This window comes from Paraburkholderia edwinii (assembly GCF_019428685.1).
In the GTDB taxonomy this organism is placed as follows: Bacteria; Pseudomonadota; Gammaproteobacteria; order Burkholderiales; family Burkholderiaceae; genus Paraburkholderia; species Paraburkholderia edwinii.
Genome location: NZ_CP080095.1, coordinates 4237430 through 4253977, shown reverse-complemented (window position 1 = coordinate 4253977; position 16548 = coordinate 4237430). Strand labels below are relative to the sequence as shown.

Annotated in this window: 15 protein-coding genes and 1 pseudogene; 8 read left to right on the top strand and 8 right to left on the bottom strand. The window is 56.0% G+C overall.

Features of this window, described 5'->3' with window-relative positions:
- Window positions 1–182 precede the first annotated feature (182 nt).
- The 5 genes from KZJ38_RS18830 (at window position 183) to KZJ38_RS18810 (ending at window position 5003) form a co-directional block, all read left to right on the top strand.
- A complete protein-coding gene (locus KZJ38_RS18830) occupies window positions 183–1430 on the top strand; it encodes an ABC transporter substrate-binding protein (RefSeq protein WP_219797682.1) in 1248 nt (415 codons plus the stop codon).
- Between the two features lie 199 nt (window positions 1431–1629).
- A complete protein-coding gene (locus KZJ38_RS18825) occupies window positions 1630–2571 on the top strand; it encodes a carbohydrate ABC transporter permease (protein ID WP_219797681.1) in 942 nt (313 codons plus the stop codon).
- Window positions 2561–3418 carry a carbohydrate ABC transporter permease gene (locus KZJ38_RS18820; RefSeq protein ID WP_219797680.1) on the top strand — a complete coding sequence of 286 codons (858 nt, stop codon included), beginning with the start codon at window positions 2561–2563 and terminating at the stop codon, window positions 3416–3418. Before KZJ38_RS18825 ends, KZJ38_RS18820 begins: the two co-directional genes overlap by 11 nt.
- Before the next feature lie 33 nt (window positions 3419–3451).
- Window positions 3452–4567, top strand: a complete 1116-nt coding sequence (locus KZJ38_RS18815; RefSeq protein WP_219797679.1) for an ABC transporter ATP-binding protein — start codon at window positions 3452–3454, stop codon at window positions 4565–4567.
- 85 nt (window positions 4568–4652) lie between these two features.
- Window positions 4653–5003, top strand: coding sequence for a hypothetical protein (locus KZJ38_RS18810; protein WP_219797678.1), 351 nt, complete (start codon window positions 4653–4655; stop codon window positions 5001–5003).
- A 15-nt stretch (window positions 5004–5018) separates the two neighbouring features.
- On the opposite strand, the gene KZJ38_RS18805 is transcribed toward KZJ38_RS18810, so the two are convergent.
- The 5 genes from KZJ38_RS18805 to KZJ38_RS18785 form a co-directional block, all read right to left on the bottom strand.
- Entirely contained in the window at window positions 5019–5639 is a 621-nt protein-coding gene (locus KZJ38_RS18805; protein WP_219797677.1) for a trimeric intracellular cation channel family protein, read from the bottom strand.
- Between the two features lie 60 nt (window positions 5640–5699).
- Entirely contained in the window at window positions 5700–6467 is a 768-nt protein-coding gene (locus tag KZJ38_RS18800) for a Smr/MutS family protein (RefSeq protein WP_219797676.1), read from the bottom strand.
- Between the two features lie 413 nt (window positions 6468–6880).
- Window positions 6881–8836 carry a DUF3732 domain-containing protein gene (locus KZJ38_RS18795; RefSeq protein ID WP_219797675.1) on the bottom strand — a complete coding sequence of 652 codons (1956 nt, stop codon included), beginning with the start codon at window positions 8834–8836 and terminating at the stop codon, window positions 6881–6883.
- Window positions 8836–9345: a three component ABC system middle component gene (locus KZJ38_RS18790; RefSeq protein ID WP_219797674.1), complete on the bottom strand. Its 510-nt coding sequence runs from the start codon at window positions 9343–9345 to the stop codon at window positions 8836–8838. Before KZJ38_RS18790 ends, KZJ38_RS18795 begins: the two co-directional genes overlap by 1 nt.
- Entirely contained in the window at window positions 9342–10505 is a 1164-nt protein-coding gene (locus KZJ38_RS18785; RefSeq protein WP_219797673.1) for an ABC-three component system protein, read from the bottom strand. Before KZJ38_RS18785 ends, KZJ38_RS18790 begins: the two co-directional genes overlap by 4 nt.
- Before the next feature lie 381 nt (window positions 10506–10886).
- Here KZJ38_RS18785 and KZJ38_RS18780 point away from each other — a divergent pair, with 381 nt between their 5' ends.
- Together KZJ38_RS18780 and KZJ38_RS18775 are read left to right on the top strand one after the other, a co-directional pair.
- Window positions 10887–12437 carry an SIR2 family protein gene (locus KZJ38_RS18780; RefSeq protein WP_219797672.1) on the top strand — a complete coding sequence of 517 codons (1551 nt, stop codon included), beginning with the start codon at window positions 10887–10889 and terminating at the stop codon, window positions 12435–12437.
- A gap of 310 nt (window positions 12438–12747) precedes the next feature.
- A complete protein-coding gene (locus KZJ38_RS18775) occupies window positions 12748–13485 on the top strand; it encodes a hypothetical protein (RefSeq protein ID WP_219797671.1) in 738 nt (245 codons plus the stop codon).
- A gap of 323 nt (window positions 13486–13808) precedes the next feature.
- Here the strand turns inward: KZJ38_RS18775 and KZJ38_RS36655 are convergent.
- From KZJ38_RS36655 to KZJ38_RS18765, 3 genes and pseudogenes are all read right to left on the bottom strand, one after another.
- Window positions 13809–13961 (bottom strand): annotated as a pseudogene (locus KZJ38_RS36655) (tyrosine-type recombinase/integrase); the annotation flags it as partial.
- Window positions 13958–14410 (bottom strand): TIR domain-containing protein, encoded by a 453-nt coding sequence (locus tag KZJ38_RS18770; RefSeq protein WP_246641552.1) that lies wholly within the window; start codon window positions 14408–14410, stop codon window positions 13958–13960. The gene KZJ38_RS18770 and the pseudogene KZJ38_RS36655, both read right to left, overlap by 4 nt.
- Before the next feature lie 721 nt (window positions 14411–15131).
- Window positions 15132–15374 carry a SymE family type I addiction module toxin gene (locus KZJ38_RS18765; RefSeq protein ID WP_219797670.1) on the bottom strand — a complete coding sequence of 81 codons (243 nt, stop codon included), beginning with the start codon at window positions 15372–15374 and terminating at the stop codon, window positions 15132–15134.
- Window positions 15375–15809: 435 nt separating this feature from the next.
- On the opposite strand from KZJ38_RS18765, the gene KZJ38_RS18760 reads away from it, so the two are divergent.
- Complete coding sequence (locus KZJ38_RS18760) at window positions 15810–16472, top strand: PAAR domain-containing protein (protein ID WP_219797669.1); 663 nt, start codon at window positions 15810–15812, stop codon at window positions 16470–16472.
- Window positions 16473–16548 lie beyond the last annotated feature (76 nt).

The following is a 16548-nucleotide window of genomic DNA, read 5'->3' as shown; positions in this document are numbered from 1 at the left end:
CATCCGCGGCCGGACTTCGGCTAGCAGGCGCGCGCCAATAAGCGAAGCGCCCGTCGATGCCTGTTCGTTCCGCAAGTGTTCCCGCAGTGATCAGGTTGTTTGCCTGTTTGATTCGACCATAACCGCTCCCTGTCCAGCAGGGGCTCTACGTGTTTAAGTCAGGTGTCTGGAGGAGATAAGCAATGAAAGTTCGTGCGATCATGGGCGCCCTGTGCGCCGCAGGTCTGATGTGTGGCGCCGCTGCAGCGCAAGCGGCCGAACAGGTTGAAGTGCTGCACTGGTGGACCTCGGGCGGCGAATCGAAGGCTATCGGCGTGCTGAAGGATGATCTGCAGAAGCAGGGTTACGTCTGGAAGGACTTCGCAGTGGCCGGCGGCGCCGGCGCAGCGGCCATGACCGCACTGAAGACCCAGGTGATCGCGGGCAACGCGCCGAGCGCGGCTCAGATCAAGGGTCCGCTGATTCAGGACTGGGCATCGCAAGGCGTGCTCGTCAATATCGACTCCGCCGCGACCGACTGGAAGAAAGAGCTCCCGCCGGAAATCGACAAGATCATGCACGCGGACGGTCACTACGTGGCCGCGCCGTTCTCGGTGCACCGCGTCAACTGGCTGTACATCAACAAGGCCGCGCTCGACAAGGCAGGCGGCAAGGTACCGACCACGTGGGCTGAGTTCTTCACCGTGGCCGACAAGATGAAAGCCGCCGGTATTCAGCCGATCGCGATGGGCGGCCAGCCGTGGCAAGACCTGACGCTGTGGGAAGACGTCGTGCTGTCGCAAGGCGCGGACTTCTACAAGAAGGCGCTCGTCGACCTCGACCAGAAGACGCTGACGTCGCCGCAAATGGCTCAGGTGTTCGACACGGTCCGCAAGATCCAGGGCTACTTCGACAGCGGCCGTACGGGTCGTGACTGGAACCTCGCCACGGCCATGGTCATCAACGGCAAGGCCGGCATGCAGTTCATGGGCGACTGGGCGAAGGGCGAGTTCGCGAACGCGGGCAAGAAGTCGGGCTCGGACTATATCTGCGCAGCAGTGCCGGGCACGGAAAAGGCCTACACGTTCAACGTCGACTCGTTCGTGTTCTTCCAGCAGAAGGGCCAATCGGCTGCAACGCCGGGTCAGCTCGCACTCGCGAAGACGATCATGAGCCCGGGCTTTCAGGAACAGTTCAGCCTGTACAAGGGCTCGATCCCGGTTCGCCTCGGTGTGTCGATGGCCAAGTTCGACGACTGCGCGAAGAAGTCGTACGCGGATGAACAGGCTGCGATCAAGGCAGGTGGCTATGTGCCGTCGCTCGCTCACGGCATGGCTCAAGCCGATGCGACCGCAGGCGCGATCAGCGACGTCGTGACGAAGTTCATGAACTCGCAGGAAGACACGAAGACCGCGGTTGAAGCGCTCGCGAAGGCCGCGAAGACCAAGTAATTCGCGCTGCACGCACTACAGTAGTGGTATGCAGTAGCAGGATGCCCGGGGTCGCGTCTGTGCTAATCGCATGGATGCGCTCCGGGCCTAGACGGTTCGACGACAGTCGCGCCCTCGGCCGAATCGACGGGCCGCACTTTTCCGGATCTTCCGACGAAAAGCGTGCCGGCTCTCGCGGCATAGTTCCAGGAGTCGAGTTGTGACTGCTTCTATTAGCGGAAACGCAAAGCGCACGGTTTCCGTGGCGCGCCGCACGTCGCCGATGGCGGCACTCGCCGACCGCTGGATTCCGAAGCTGGTGTTGTCGCCCAGCATCGTGATCAGTCTGGTCTTCGTCTATGGTTTTATTCTCGTTACCGGCTATCTGTCGCTGTCGAATTCGCGACTGTTGCCGCGTTACGACTTCGCCGGTTTAGCGCGTTACCGCGAACTGTTCGACAACGATGTCTTCTGGACGTCGGCAAAAAATCTCGGCTGGTTCGGCATTCCGTTTATTGCGATCTGCATCGGCCTGGGCCTGTTCCTTGCGATTCTGCTCGACCAGCGCATTCGCAATGAAGGCGCGTTGCGCGCGGTGTTTCTGTATCCGATGGCGCTGTCGTTCATCGTGACGGGTACTGCGTGGCAGTGGATTTTGAATCCGGACCTTGGCTTTCAGAAGGTGATCAACGACTGGGGCTGGACGAGCTTTACGTTCGGCTGGCTCGGCGATCCGGACAAGGCCATTTTCTGCGTGGTGATTGCGGCGGTCTGGCAATCCACAGGCTTTGTGATGGCGCTGTTCCTGGCCGGTTTGCGCGGCGTGGACAGTGAGATTTTCAAGGCGGCGCAAGTGGACGGCGCGACGCTGCCGACCATCTACCGCAAGATCGTGATTCCGAGCATGCGGCCCGTGTTTTTCTCGGTGCTGCTCATTCTGTGTCACATCACGATCAAGACCTTCGACCTTGTCGTCGCGTTGACGGCGGGCGGGCCGGGCACGTCGTCGAATTTGCCGGCGATGTTCATGTACACGTTTTCGTTTAACCGCGGGCAGTTGGGAGTGGGAGCGGCGTCGTCGATGATGATGCTGGCGACGGTGGTCGCCGTGCTGGTGCCGCTGATGTATCTGGAATCGCGAGGTACCCGCAATGCAGCCTAAGATGAACCTGAACCGCGCCGTGATTTACGCGGTGCTGATTCTGTTTGCGCTTTACTTCCTGTTCCCGCTGTACGTGATGCTGTCGACGTCGTTCAAGGACATCGATCAGCTGCGCCACGGCAACCTGCTGACGCCGCCGACCCAGTGGACGTTTGCGCCGTGGATCAAGGCATGGAGCCAGGCGTGTACGGGCGTGCGCTGCGACGGCATGGAACCGTTCTTCATGAACTCGGTGCGCATGGTGATTCCGGCCGTGCTGATTTCGTCGATTATCGGCGCGTTCAACGGTTACGTGCTCACGCACTGGCGCTTCCGCGGCGCGGACGCGATCTTCACGATGCTGCTGGTCGGCTGCTTTATTCCGTTCCAGGCGATTCTGCTGCCGATGGCGCGTCTCGAAGGCTTCTTCGGCCTGTCGAATACGACGACCGGTCTGGTGGTGGTGCACGTGGTCTACGGTATTGCGTTCACCACGATGTTCTTCCGCAACTTCTACGTGAGCATTCCGGCGGAGCTGGTGAAGGCGGCGCGCATTGACGGCGCGGGTTTCTTCATGATCTTCACGAAGATTCTGATGCCGGTGTCGCTGCCGATTTTCATGGTGTGTCTGATCTGGCAATTCACGCAGATCTGGAATGACTTCCTGTTCGGTATTGTGTTTTCGGGCGTCGATTCGATGCCGATCACGGTGGCGCTGAACAACCTCGTCAATACGTCGACCGGCGTGAAGGAATACAACGTCGACATGGCAGGCGCGATTATCGCGGCGCTGCCGACGCTGCTGGTCTATGTGATCGCCGGCCGCTATTTCGTGCGCGGCCTGACGGCGGGCGCGGTGAAGGGTTAATCGAGCAGGTTAAGAGACAAGAGGATTCACAGCATGGCAAGCCTTTCCATCCGTGACGTGTACAAGACCTACCCGAACGGGGTGCCGGTCTTGAAGGGTGTCAACATCGACATCGAAGATGGTCAGTTCCTGATCCTGGTGGGCGGATCGGGGTGCGGGAAGTCGACGCTGCTCAATATGATTGCCGGCCTCGAGACCGTGACCAAGGGCGAGATTCAGATTGATGGCAAGACTGTCAATGATCTGTCGCCGAAGGATCGCGATATCGCGATGGTGTTCCAGTCGTATGCGTTGTATCCGTCGATGACGGTGCGCGACAACATTTCGTTCGGCCTGAATATCCGCAAGGTGCCGAAGAGCGAGCAGACGCAGATTGTCGATCGCGTGTCGAACATGCTGCAAATCCAGCATTTGCTCGATCGCAAGCCGGGGCAACTGTCGGGCGGCCAGCGTCAGCGTGTGGCGATGGGGCGTGCCCTGGCGCGCGACCCGGTGATGTTCCTGTTCGACGAGCCGCTGTCGAACCTCGATGCGAAGCTGCGTATCGAAATGCGATCGGAAATCAAGCTGCTGCATCAGCGCCTCGGCACGACGATCGTGTATGTGACGCACGATCAGATCGAGGCGATGACGCTCGGCGACCGTATTGCGGTGATGAAGGACGGCATCGTGCAGCAGTTCGGCGCGCCGCAGGATATTTATGATTCGCCTTCGAATCTGTTTGTGGCGGGCTTTATCGGGGCGCCGCCGATGAATTTTATTCAGGGCAAGGTCGTGGAGCAGGGTTCCGGCGTGGGCATGGAGCTCGACACTGGTGTCAAGAAAACGGTGCTCAATCTGCCGTTCGACGGGCAGGTGAAGTCGCATATTGGCAAGGAAGTGATTCTTGGCTTGCGGCCGGAGCGGATTACCGATCCGCGCCATGCGCACAATGCGGAAGGTGGCAAGCTGCAGGAGGTTGAGGTGCGGGTGGATGTGATCGAGCCGACGGGGCCGGATACGCTGGTGTTTGCGCAAGTGAACGGCAAGCGCATTGTGAGCCGCGTGCACCCGGGCGCGAATCCGCAGCCGGACCAGAATATGTCGCTGCTGTTCGACGTGTCGAAGGCCGTGCTGTTCGATCCGGCGACCGAAGAACGGATTGCCTAAGGATTTTTGCCGACGGACTATGCCAAGGCCCTAGGCGTGCGATGACGCTAGGGCCTTTTTTGATGAGCATTTAGGAGACTGCATCATGACGTCCGATTCTTCTGCTCCCAAAAAGCCGCTGTCGCAGAAGCGTGTCGATCTGCTTGGCGCGCTGCTGCAGGAAGCGCTGGTGACGGGGCGGCGACATCAGCGCCAGTTCGCGCAACTCGCGGCGCTGGCGCGTGCGATTGAAAGTCCGGAGACGCCGGCGGTGGATCGGGTTCGGCTGCTCGCGCTGTTAGGGCAGGTGGCGGCCGATGCCGAGGCGCAATCGCAGCTCGATCTGGATATGTTCGAGAATCTGTTAGGTGGGCGCGTGATGAAGCGGCAGGCGCAGCAGGAGGCGCATCACGGTAAGGATGTGTTTGTGGTTGCCGCAAACGATACACGGCATTGACCACGTTGCCATGCGCTAATGCGGTAGGCGGATGTTGAGTTTGAACGTGACGAGCCGCGCGATCAGGATGAACATGGTCGCGATGAGCACGCTGTAGACGTTGTCGAAGTTGATGTGATCGAGAAAGACATAAAGCAGGCAACCGACGAACGCGCAGGTTGCGTAGGGGCGGGAGTCGCGCAGGATCAGCGGGACTTCGTTGCACAGCACGTCGCGGATCACGCCGCCGAAGACGCCGGTGGTGACGCCCATCATCGCTGCGGTGAAGCCGGGGAGTTGGGCGTCCAAGGCGAGCGATGTGCCTGAGACGCTGAAGAGGCCGAGGCCGATTGCGTCGGCTACCAGGAGCACTCGCTCCGAGAAGAGGCCCGAGGCGGCCTTGAGCAACATGGGCGCGAAGAACGACACCACGAAAAGCGCTATCACATAGTCCTGATGCTGGACCCAGTAGAACGGGCGATGCTCGAGCAGGATGTCTCGTACCGTGCCGCCGCCAAAGGCGGTGGCCATGGCGACCAGAAATGTACCGATTGGATCCAGACGGCGCGCGCGGGCTTCGATAAAGCCCGAAATGGCGTACGCGAGGATGCCGATTGCCTCCATGACGGCAAGGGCTAGGGTTAGGCGCGGGTGCATTTTGGTTTGTGCGTTTTGCTTTGTTGCTTTCGCTTTATTCGGGCTGCGTTCAGGCCTCGTTCAGGCTTTGGGCTGGTTTGTTGGTGCGCCTGGTTGCAGCAGGACGAGGACGGCGCCTGCGCCGCCGTCGTGCGGTCGGGCCTGGCAGAAGGCTATCACTTCTTCCTTTTGTACGAGCCATGCGCGGACTTTGCCTTTTAGGACGGGCTCTTTGCCGATTGAACCTAAGCCCTTGCCGTGGATGACTCTGAGGCAGCGCAGGCCTTTTTTGCTCGATTCGCGGATGAATTCGGCTAGGGATTCGCGGGCTTCTTCTCTTCGCATGCCGTGTAAATCCAGTTGCGCTTGGACTATCCATGCGCCGCGGCGGAGCTTGCGGACTACCTCCTGGGCGATGCCCGGGCGGCAGTAGAAGAGCGATTCGTCTGTGTCTAGAAGCATCTCGGGGTCGAATTCGTCGGAGATGGCTTCGGTTAGGACGGCGGCTTCGTCTAGACGCGTTTGGACTGGGAGCGGGTCCGGTGGGTTGCGGGGGAGGGTGGCGCGGGGTTTTGTTTCCAGTGGCGTTACCCCTTCGCCTAGCTCGCGGCGGAAGAGGTTGGAGTCGGCGTCGGCCGCGCGCTTCGCTTCGCGGGCGCGGGCTTGTTGTTGCTGTTGGTGTTGGGATTGCTTTTTTAGGGCGTCGCGGAGGGTGGCGAGGTCGGAGAGGGTGGAGCCGCGCTTCAGATCCGGTTGGCTTGGCTCATCTACCGGCTGCGGGGGAGGCTCCGATACGCGGGCTTTCGCTGTGCGCTTGGGGTCGCTCGGGTGGGGGCGGTTCTTTGGCATGGCGTGAAAGCTTGGAGAAAGAGAGGGGCGTTTATGCAGAACCCTGCGGCGAATGACAATTGGGACGTACAGCGATTCGAACTCGTGAGCTATTTGTGGATTTTAGCCGCTCTCCGAGACAGCACAGCGAATTGTGCGGTCCGCTTGATGGACCACCATCGGCCCACAAGCTGCCGTTCACATGCATCAGCAATCGGACGTTTTGTTGTCGGCTTTGCCTAGTAACCGGGCATTCGATTGTCGAAACCGAACACGCCTTATTCGGCCACAGCAGGCGGTCGGAGAAGGGGTGACGTCGGGCGGCCAGCTGCTCCTTTGCGGCCATTCGCAAACCAGTGTCGGCAAATATCAACTCTTACGGCCATCGAATGGGTCTTCACGACCTGCGGTCTTTCGCATGGCTTGTCGGGAACCTAGATCCATTCAGTGGGAACTAGGCCTTGTCCGCGCCACTCTTCAACGCGCTGGACATTGGCCAGTCCCCCCCAGACTTCTTCGGCAGCGTGATCAAGTACGATGATCTGCAACCGACCTGCGGTTTTTGTGATGATGCTATCGAAAAGTGTGAATACCTTACGTACTGCAGCTACGTCCTCGTTGTCCCATTCCGGGTCTACGTTCTCTTCTGACGCCTTTCCAGATCGTAGTGTTGGAAAGTAGACTTGGCTTGGTTGGTCATAGATTAGCAATCCCGGCACTGGATGATTTAGTTTGCTAAGAAAGTACCCTTGCAGGGATAGAGTGAGCGCCACATGGTATGCGAGCCAATTTGCACCACTACCAATCTCCCAAAGGAAATCATCGCGCGTACCACGAATGACCTTTACCGTGAGATCTTGGATATTGAGCCGAATAGGGGCATCCGGCCACTCCCCATCAAGCTGTGGAACTAGCCGCGAAGAAATGGACTGGATGGTATCCAGAGCGTTTTCCGTTTTCCGGCCTATTTCGTGTTCGGATATCAGCTTGTTCAGGACCTCAACTTGCATCTTCAGCGATGAGATCTCTTCATTAAGCGCTGAAGATGTGTCGAGCGTTTCATACAACCTCAGTGCTTCTTGTAGTCTGCCGAGGAAACGTGAGATTTCCTCGCCACGAGTTGTCACCTTGCGCGCTTCCTCCGATTGGCCTTCCAGTGTCCGCATCTCTTGGCGCACTACCGCGAGCTCTGCAAGGATCGTATCCAACGCTTCTCGCTGACGCAGCGTTTCTCTTCCCAAGGATTCCGTAACCCCCGGATGCGATCGCAGCCGAAGTTCTATGCCATCAAGCGCCTCGCAGAGTTGATCAATCCGCGCTCTTCCAGCTTCGCTCGGTTCAAGTACCGCTGCTGGACGCTCAGTGGCTAGTCCGCGAATCCATCTCGACAATTCCAACCGGTCACGCTGGACGTGGAGGCCATCGCGAAACGCGTCACTGCTTTCCTCCAGGCGTCGCAGTTCGTGCAGTCGATTACGAGAGTGATTCAGATTCATCACAAGCGTGGATTCAGCAGTCCGCAGCTCAGTGAGCCGCGCCAGTGTGACGTCCATGGAGGCCAGCGTTGGGGCCGCGGCTTGAGTGTCGCTTTGCATTGCGGCTCGAAGTAGGTCTACGATCGAGGACCAGTCGTTCGGGACAGTCGTGTGCGCCGGTAGCAGGCCGTACTCAATCGCAAGACGTACCCAAGCGAAGCCCTCTCGTTGCCAGGAAGCGCCCGAAGCTTGCCGAGCCTTCAACTCGCCTTCCTTTCGGCGGAGTTGCCGTGAGATACGCTCCAACTCGTGGCGTGCTTGCAGAAGCTCAGGGCTGATTGCGCCAAGCACGTAAGGGAAGATGGTTTTTAGTTTTTCTCGATGCTCTGTAGTGTCAGCCTTGAAGAACATGACGTCGGGGTTCGCGACGATGTTCTGAGGCTGAAAAATGAAAGCCATCAAATCTCGGAAGCTTGGCCGTGACTTGAATCGATCCTCGCTACTAGGCTCGAATTGCAGGTTTGACAGACCGGCGAGGCGATTCAAGACTGCCTTGACGTAATCAACTGTTTGGTTCTTCTCTAGGACGGCGGGAGGCGGCTCGACTTCCGCTCCCTCCAAAAGCAACATGTCGCCAGAAGCCTTCAAATCGCCGGGCTCCCGGCGGGCAATCAATTTTTGTCCCTCAAGAGTATCGACCAGCACTCCAAACCAGGAACAACTCTCGCGAATCACGCCCACTGGGATAGTGCATTTTTCTGATCCCAAGCAATAGTCAATTATCGGTATTACCGACGACTTGCCGGTCTTCGATGCCCCGCTGATGACGTTGACCACACCGGGCTCAAACTCTACAACGCGCGGTTGGCCACCGCGTCGTGGCCATAAAATGAGCTGTCGCAATTGAAAATACATCAAAACTCCACTTTCAGTGTGCGCACTACCTGCTGATCAGTGAGCCCCGCGAACCAGTAGCCGATCCTTTCGCAAGCTGGCCCAAGGCGTCGAATTCGCTCCGGCAGTACAGGTATGCGAAAGTCGTCGTACGGACCATTTGACCAGATCGTGGCCGTCATCGGTTCGATCCGAATGAGACCGGACTGCTCCGCGGACACTAGTGAGTCCAAGCTCAGTCGTCTTAACGCCATCGCCCGACTGTGAATCGCAATGAGGTCTTCCCGCTGATCCCCGAGCTTGCCGGCGAACAAATGCAAGCCCGAAGCTTTATGCGTGCTCAGCACCATCGCCAATGTCGAGCTATGCAGGACCAGCGGAAGGACAAGGAATGCAAGGGGCAGCGTCGTTGCTTCGCCGTCACGATCTTGGTATCCAAGGCCAAACTTCCAAAGCGCGTAGGCACCCAACGCCGGGTTCTGAACCAGTGCCGCCTCGCTAAGGCGGCGTAGCTGAACGACCTCGTTCATGCTCCGTCCTCTTTATCTAGGAGCACTTTATGTTCTGGATGCCAGCCGAGCTCTCGCTTGTCCGCCAGATCATTGAACGCTCCGTGGGTGAAATAGCTAGGTACGGTGCGGCTACCTATGGGCACTTCCAAGACCGAGCATCGGCCGTAGATGAGTCGGCCTCGCACGACTTCCGGCTTGTCCGAATGGAGGTCTTTTACCTCGCCGGCAAACGCATCGTGCCGACGAAGCAACGAGTCCTCCCAATCTTTTAGAGTGTCGTCGTAGATAAATCCGGCTTCGGCCCACCTCACCTTGTCACCGGACGTTCGCATGAGATCACTTGCCGCCCGAAGTTGCTGCGCCTCCGTGGCGTCGATTAACTGCAGTTGCCGCACAAACATCGGTCTACTGGTGAGCACTGCCTTCATGTCAGCTGTCGTTGGAACCGCGGATAGCGACGTAAGGTAGCCGGGCATGTTGTTCTGCTGAACGAAGGCGTGAAAACTCTTCCGAAACTCTCCGACACCAATCAGAGCGGGCATGCCATCGCGAATGAGGCGGTCTGCTCTCGCCAGTGCCATGCCAATGGCAGCTTCGCAAATGAGGTCAATTGACCCGTCCGGAACAGTGGGCGCCAGCAGAGCTCGAATAGGTTGTATCGGATCGACATCGCTGCTGCAAACCGAGGTCTTGCAGATGACTTGATTGCGAAGACTAGTTGTCACGTCAAGAAATCTCTGCACGTGCGACATGCACTTTGGCGGTTCGGCCTTCTTGCTGAGCTTGTTTTTGACGTGTTTGAGCAACCGGTGCACGGCATCCGGGGACGTCGCATCATGAATGGCTGAGCTGACCTTTCCGGACTTCGGTGGTGTCACATACAGGCGAAACGTTGCTTGGCTACCGTCCACCTTCTTGGACTCGACTGCGGTAAACCAATTCGCAATGGTCTTCCAAAGATCCTCGGACCAATCAGAAAGTGCGTTGTGAGACAGTGCGCTCTTGCACTGCTCTAAAAGGACATTGCCATCTGAGTAATGAACGGCGACATCGTCCAGAAATTCTAAGGAGACACTCGAATCCGCTGGGCTGCTGAGGAGGTAGTAGCAGAGCCGGACTGGCTGCAGCGCGAAACCCAGATAGGGGCCTGGCGCGCTATGCTTGACTAAGGCTGTCATGCACACTGCCCCAAGTCTGCGCGAATATGGATGGCTACCCATCTGCAATTCATAAACCCCATGATACTCCCCGAATGTCAACGCAGTTCAGCCTAGGGCCGGTCCGCACGTTTTGTTAAGCATAGGGTAACAGCAACGAACAATTAGAGTCATGCACCGAGTTATAGGGTAATCGCCGACATTCCTAGCCCAATGCATGCCTGGGCGGTTGGACGCAAGAGCTATATCCGCTCGCAAACGCTTGATATGCGATACGCATTGATTTTCCACTATCGGAAGTGTCAATGATGTTCGAATATCGAAGTCGGCCTGCTGCTTCGTCTCGGCGCTGTTATATTCTCGTTAGCAATGTTCCGAGACCAGATACAGTAGAGTCCAATAATGAGTCTGACAGACCAAATCGAAGCTCACCTCAGAGGGTTCGCATCCCCCCCCTATCTCTTTGTCGGTTCAGGCATAGCGCGCCGCTATCTTGGATTGGAGAATTGGAAAGGGCTTCTGGAGAAGCAATGCGAATTGCATGACCTTGACTATGGCTTTTTGAGTAGCAGCGCAAACGGCGATTTACCGGCGTTGGCGTCCGCCATGGCCAAGGAGTTTCACCAAAAATGGTGGAAGGAAAAAAAGTACAAAGACTCTCGAGATCAATTTTCAAAGCAGGCAAGTAATGACGAATCAGCCTTGAAGTTCGAAATAGCTAAGTATATTACATCAGCGGGGACGGTTACCAAAGACGCGGGACTGCTAGCTGAACTTGAGCTTTTCAAGCAGGTCGTGGTCGATGGCATCGTAACTACCAACTGGGACGGATTATTGGAGGCCTTGTTCCCTGACTACAAAATATACGTTGGTCAGGAAGAACTGTTGTTTGCACAGATTCAAGGGATCGGCGAAATTTATAAGATTCACGGCTCTTATGACGACCCGAATTCACTGGTCCTCACGTCTTCTGACTACAACGAGTTTCATCGGCGCAACCCCTACCTCGCCTCTAAGCTGCTGACGTTTTTTGTCGAGAATCCTATTGTATTCCTTGGATACTCACTCACGGATAAAAACATTCTTGACATCATTCATTCGGTACTAAATTGTCTGTCACCGCGGAACGTCGAAAAACTTGCTGACCGATTGATCTTCGTGCAGTGGGATCGATATAGTACAGAGGACAGGTTCGAGCGAACAATTTTGTCCAACGACGGGAGATCATTGCCCGTATTTCAGGTCACGACTTTCGATATGGCAACCGTCCTCGCTGCGCTCACAAAGATTAAGCGAAGAATTCCGGCGAAGATTCTCCGTATCCTCAAGCAACAAGTTTTTGACCTCGTACATACTACGACGCCTAACGAACGTGTATACGTGAAAGACATCGATGATTCGACCGACGTCAGCGCGATTGAGGTTGCAATCGGTGTAGGTATACAAGAGCGGCTACGCGACAAGGGTTACACGGCAATCAGCCGCCCCGACATCGTTAGGGATGTGCTTTTCAACGACGGGGGCTATCTCGCAGATGTTATTGTGCGCGACACTTTGCCGGAGCTGTTAAAAAAGACTCCTTATGTCCCGGTCTTTAAATATCTCCAGGCCGCCCAGGGTACACCCAAATGGGATGCAAGTCAGATTGGACCACGAGTAACGAAGGCGAGTAAAAAGGCCATTTCTGATTTTCGTCCGACGAGCGTCGGCCGCAGAACCGCTGACGCGATAGCTGCATATAGCAAGGACTTCGCTTCTTATGCGAAGCAAAGTGACCCCGAAATGGTTGTTAACTACGCTGGATTGTTGCCTGAAAAAGCATTGAAGCCGCAACAACTTCACGAGTTCCTAACACAGAACATTTCGTTGATGGGTAGCCCAAAAACGAACGTCGCAACAAATTTCTATAAACTCGTATGCATGTATGATGTGCTTAAATTTGGGTCTCTCTGAGCTACTTCACTTTGTGAAAAGGGGCATTACTCGCCGTGCGAAGGTGCAGAGTTGTCGTGCTCACACCGTCTCGACGAATCCCTGAGTTGATAGCTGGCTCCCATTGTTTGCCTTCGAAATGTCGAGTCAGGCAAGAGCAGCTTGTTTTGCAAAGGGGATTGAATCAATAATACCCGGAAGTAACCCTAAACTTCTTCTATAGCGATACCCGGGGTTACTCAACCTAGTGGTCAAAAGTAATGCGGCACGTCTAGCCGGGGAAATCATAGGCGTGCACGCATTTGGCGAGAAAATAACTTAAAGTTGAACAATGAAAACTAAAGCCTATCATGCATTCGAGCAGAAAATCATTTATTTTGATGACGACGTTACTGTGATTGATATAATTCGTGCAAACGTTATAAACGGAGAACTGACGGACGAGAATTCAAAACATGTTCTAAAGAATCTCGACAAAGATAAACACCACCATCTCACCCGGAGAAAGAATTCGGATGCAAGTAGAAAGCTACTCATCAATCACCTCAGACAAACAGTCTACTCTTCGTACGTCAAGGATCTCTACGAAGAAGTAACGCATTATCTGAGAACTATACTTGAAAAATCCGCAGCCAACGGCTTTGACGCAGGCAGAATCATTGGCGAGCATTCAGTAAAATTTGACGCAAAGGCCATTCTAATCGCTGGCGACTGGAGATCTGTTGCTAGATTAATAACAGATTCAGTTTTTCAGGCACTCGAAGCCGAAAAGAGTACACTCAAATTGCTCGAGAAAATATCCAACAAGTTGGCACTTGGTGTTGACCATGGGCTAATTGATTCGGCGCTCCCATATCTCGAAGTCAGGCATTATTTGGTGCATGCGGACGGAAAGGCGCCAAGCGACTTCAATGGCAAATATCCTGATATAAAAATTCAAAATGGATATTTTTTGTTGAACTACAACTTTGTCGAGAACTTAAAGGCCCACACCAAAAATCTCGTGAAAGCTTTTGATGAGGCTGTTGTGGCAAAAAACCTTCTCAAAGACGAGGATCTGCAGCCGTAGCCTGATTTTAGGTGACTGCTTTGCGGCGTGAATGAGCGATGGCGTTAGAAGGTCCGTAGAAGCCCTTGGAGAAAGTTATTGACGACGAGGTAGGCCGGGCTGAATCAAAGCATCGTGCGATAAACGGACATTCAGGCGGAGCGGGCGAGCGTCCGCATCTGGTCCGGCTATGGAAGTTCGGTCCAGTCATCGACTAGGGCGTAAACCGCTGACCTTGTATTCGACGTGCCGCCGTTGATTGCGGTCGTCGCGAAGTAATTTGAGTGGCGAATTTACTCCTTAACGGACCGTCGTGGTGCCGACAGGCGTATTAGCGCTATGCGAAAATCCCCCGCGGCGCGCGCATACGCGCGCCGCGTGTGCGGATCGCGGATCGCCGCCGCGAACAACTCCAGAAAGCGCACACTAGCGCGCTCGCCGGTGGCGACAACTAGTGCCGGCGCGGAAATGCGATCGAGTGCAGCAAGCGGATTCACAGCGAGAACGCCTTGTTCAGATCCACCTCGTGACCCGCGGCCTTTAGTTCACGGGCCAGTGCCAGCTTCCAGCTCCCACCGTCGTCCATCTTTTCCCAGACGACACCGACATAATCACTGGGGAGCTCGACATCACCGCGCCTGAGCGCACACACCTTGTCACGACCAAGATGGCCGATGAAATAGCCGAGCTCAAGCACTACAGTCTGGCGTGCCCGCGGCTTCAGTTTCTCCTTCTTGATGCTGCGGCCCACATCGTCTGGAGTCAGCAGTACCACCGCGAAGGCGACGTCGCTGTTCGCCTCGAACTTCTCGATGACCGTGCCGCCCTGGTTGGCCTGCTCATGCGGGATGATCGGATCGAAATCCATTGGCCTCAGAAAGCGGGCAACCAGCTCGCGCGCCTCGCCGTCATGACCATGAACGACGAACACGCGCCGGGAAAGCACCCCCGAGCTCCAACTGCAGCCAGTCTTTCCCTGAAAGTTGCCGAGCGGCTGACCATACAGTCATTGCACTAATTTCCCGTACGGAATCTGAGCGCCATGTGTCAATTCCAAATTGGCCTGTATCCGCCGTTACAGCGCTCGTGGGGCGCTGGCTTGCAGATACGCGCTCGCATATTTTACTAGGCAACCTAGGGTGGGCGCGCACCTTCGCGCGCCAGTCTAATCCAGGAGCTTGAAGTGACTTCATGTTGTCGGAGCCAATGGCGGTATTCGCGTACTCGATGTTTCGCCGGATTTTGCGAGCCGTGTCAGAGATCAACTAGCGACATCTGTAGAGGCAAAGGTGTTGATGCATCTCGGAAGCTGTAGTCGCATGGGAAATCCACGACACCAATGCGTGGCTTGCGTGCCCGATTACTTTTAAGGGGAAGTTGGAACCGGGTGTGAACGCGACTGCCCTAGCGTATCTTCGTAGCGATGGGGTAATCGAGTTCTAAAATGAGAAACATCACAGCTTGGAGCACCTATTTAAGGCGCTTGCGAGGAAATGAGGCTAGCCGCTGCAAATTTACCTCATCCCGCAAGGCATGAGTGACCGTCCGAGATGGAGTAGCAAGCGAATCTCCAAGCGACGCAATGACCTGAGGGTCTAAGTCTTGACGAAGCCGGGTAGATCCGTTGTGGACCAGAGCCTACCACCCTCTGGTCCTCCCCCCTCAAATCAAGCCGGCGTAATCACCAACTTCCCCTTCTGCACTTCCACGCGCACCTTGTCGGAAATCTCAAACCCCGCCTCTCTCAGCCATTGCCCCGACAGACGAATCCAGGGCGCAGGCGGATAATCCGCGGGCGTGTTCTTCCAAAACGGCCATCCCTTCGGCCGATAAAACGGCTGGCGTAGTCTCGACACGGTCAAGTAGCGAACCGAATTGCCGTCCTCTGTTTTATGATTGCGTTTAGCCATGGTCAACTCCCTTCATGAGTTGGTTGTGGTTAGCGGGCCGTGAGGGCTGCAACCCTTGCGACCCGCGCTCTATCTCCTTCCTGCTCTCCCTTCTTCTCATTCCGTTTGCTGTGGAAAGAACGCGCTTCACGTTCTTTAGCGATTCATCATATTTTCGATGATCGGATGCATGAATGCAATGACTTGTACGGGCTAAAGATAATCCCAACAAGCGAAGTCTTAAAGCCTGCTTGAAGCAATCAAAACCTCGCAATCCCCCGTGCAGTAAGCAGTTTCTCTCCGTGTCCAAAGAAATTCAAAAACAGCATTAGAAACGCTAAGAATCGTCCAATAGACGTGGCGTCTTAGCTCGCGTAATTTGTCGTGCTTATCTCGTTCGAGATAAGCAAGTGCTAAGACCGTCAGCGCGATTCATCCACGCACTAAGAAATGGACATGTCAGAACAAGAACAGAAAGGGAAGACGTATTGCTATGCAACCGTCGGCGCGCTCACGGAGCGAGGCGGACGCGTCACGACCGGATCGATGGTCTCAATCGGTGGCCTCGGCATTGCGCGCGTCGGCGATGTGGTGACCTATGCCGGCGGAAGCGAAGCCGTCGTCACGGACGGTGCTGGCGCTGCGCGTGTCATCGGTAATCGTCCCGCGGCGCTGGTCGGGAGCAGTCTGAGCAACGGCGACCGGATCATCGAAACGCCTTGGCAAAGCCTTCGCATGACCTTGTTTGTTCCGGACGGGAAAGTGATTCCAGGCTTGTTCGATGCAGCGTGGACGCCGCCGTCACGCGGACCTGATCACCGTTTTGTCGTTCGCGGATCGACGACCGCGCGCGGCGGCGTGCTCACGCACGCAACCAGCGATTGGGAGGTGCCGGGAACGGACCGCAAGGCTGCCCGTATCGGCGATTGCGTGGAGTATCAGGACGGAAGCCGCGCGCGCGTGGTCACCGGCGTCGGCATGCGTGGCAATGAGCAGCTCGCGTTTGCTGTGGTCGGAAGCATGCTCGAGAACGGTGACGTGATCACCGATAGCCCTCATCGCACGCCTTGCCTTTCGATGGAATTCGTTCCGGTCGATGAGCGCGGCGCCGCAGCTTGATCTAGCGCTTGTGTCGTGGCAGTTGGAAAAACTTTGAATGGATGCCGGACTTTTTGACTAAAGGGACGTGGTGAAT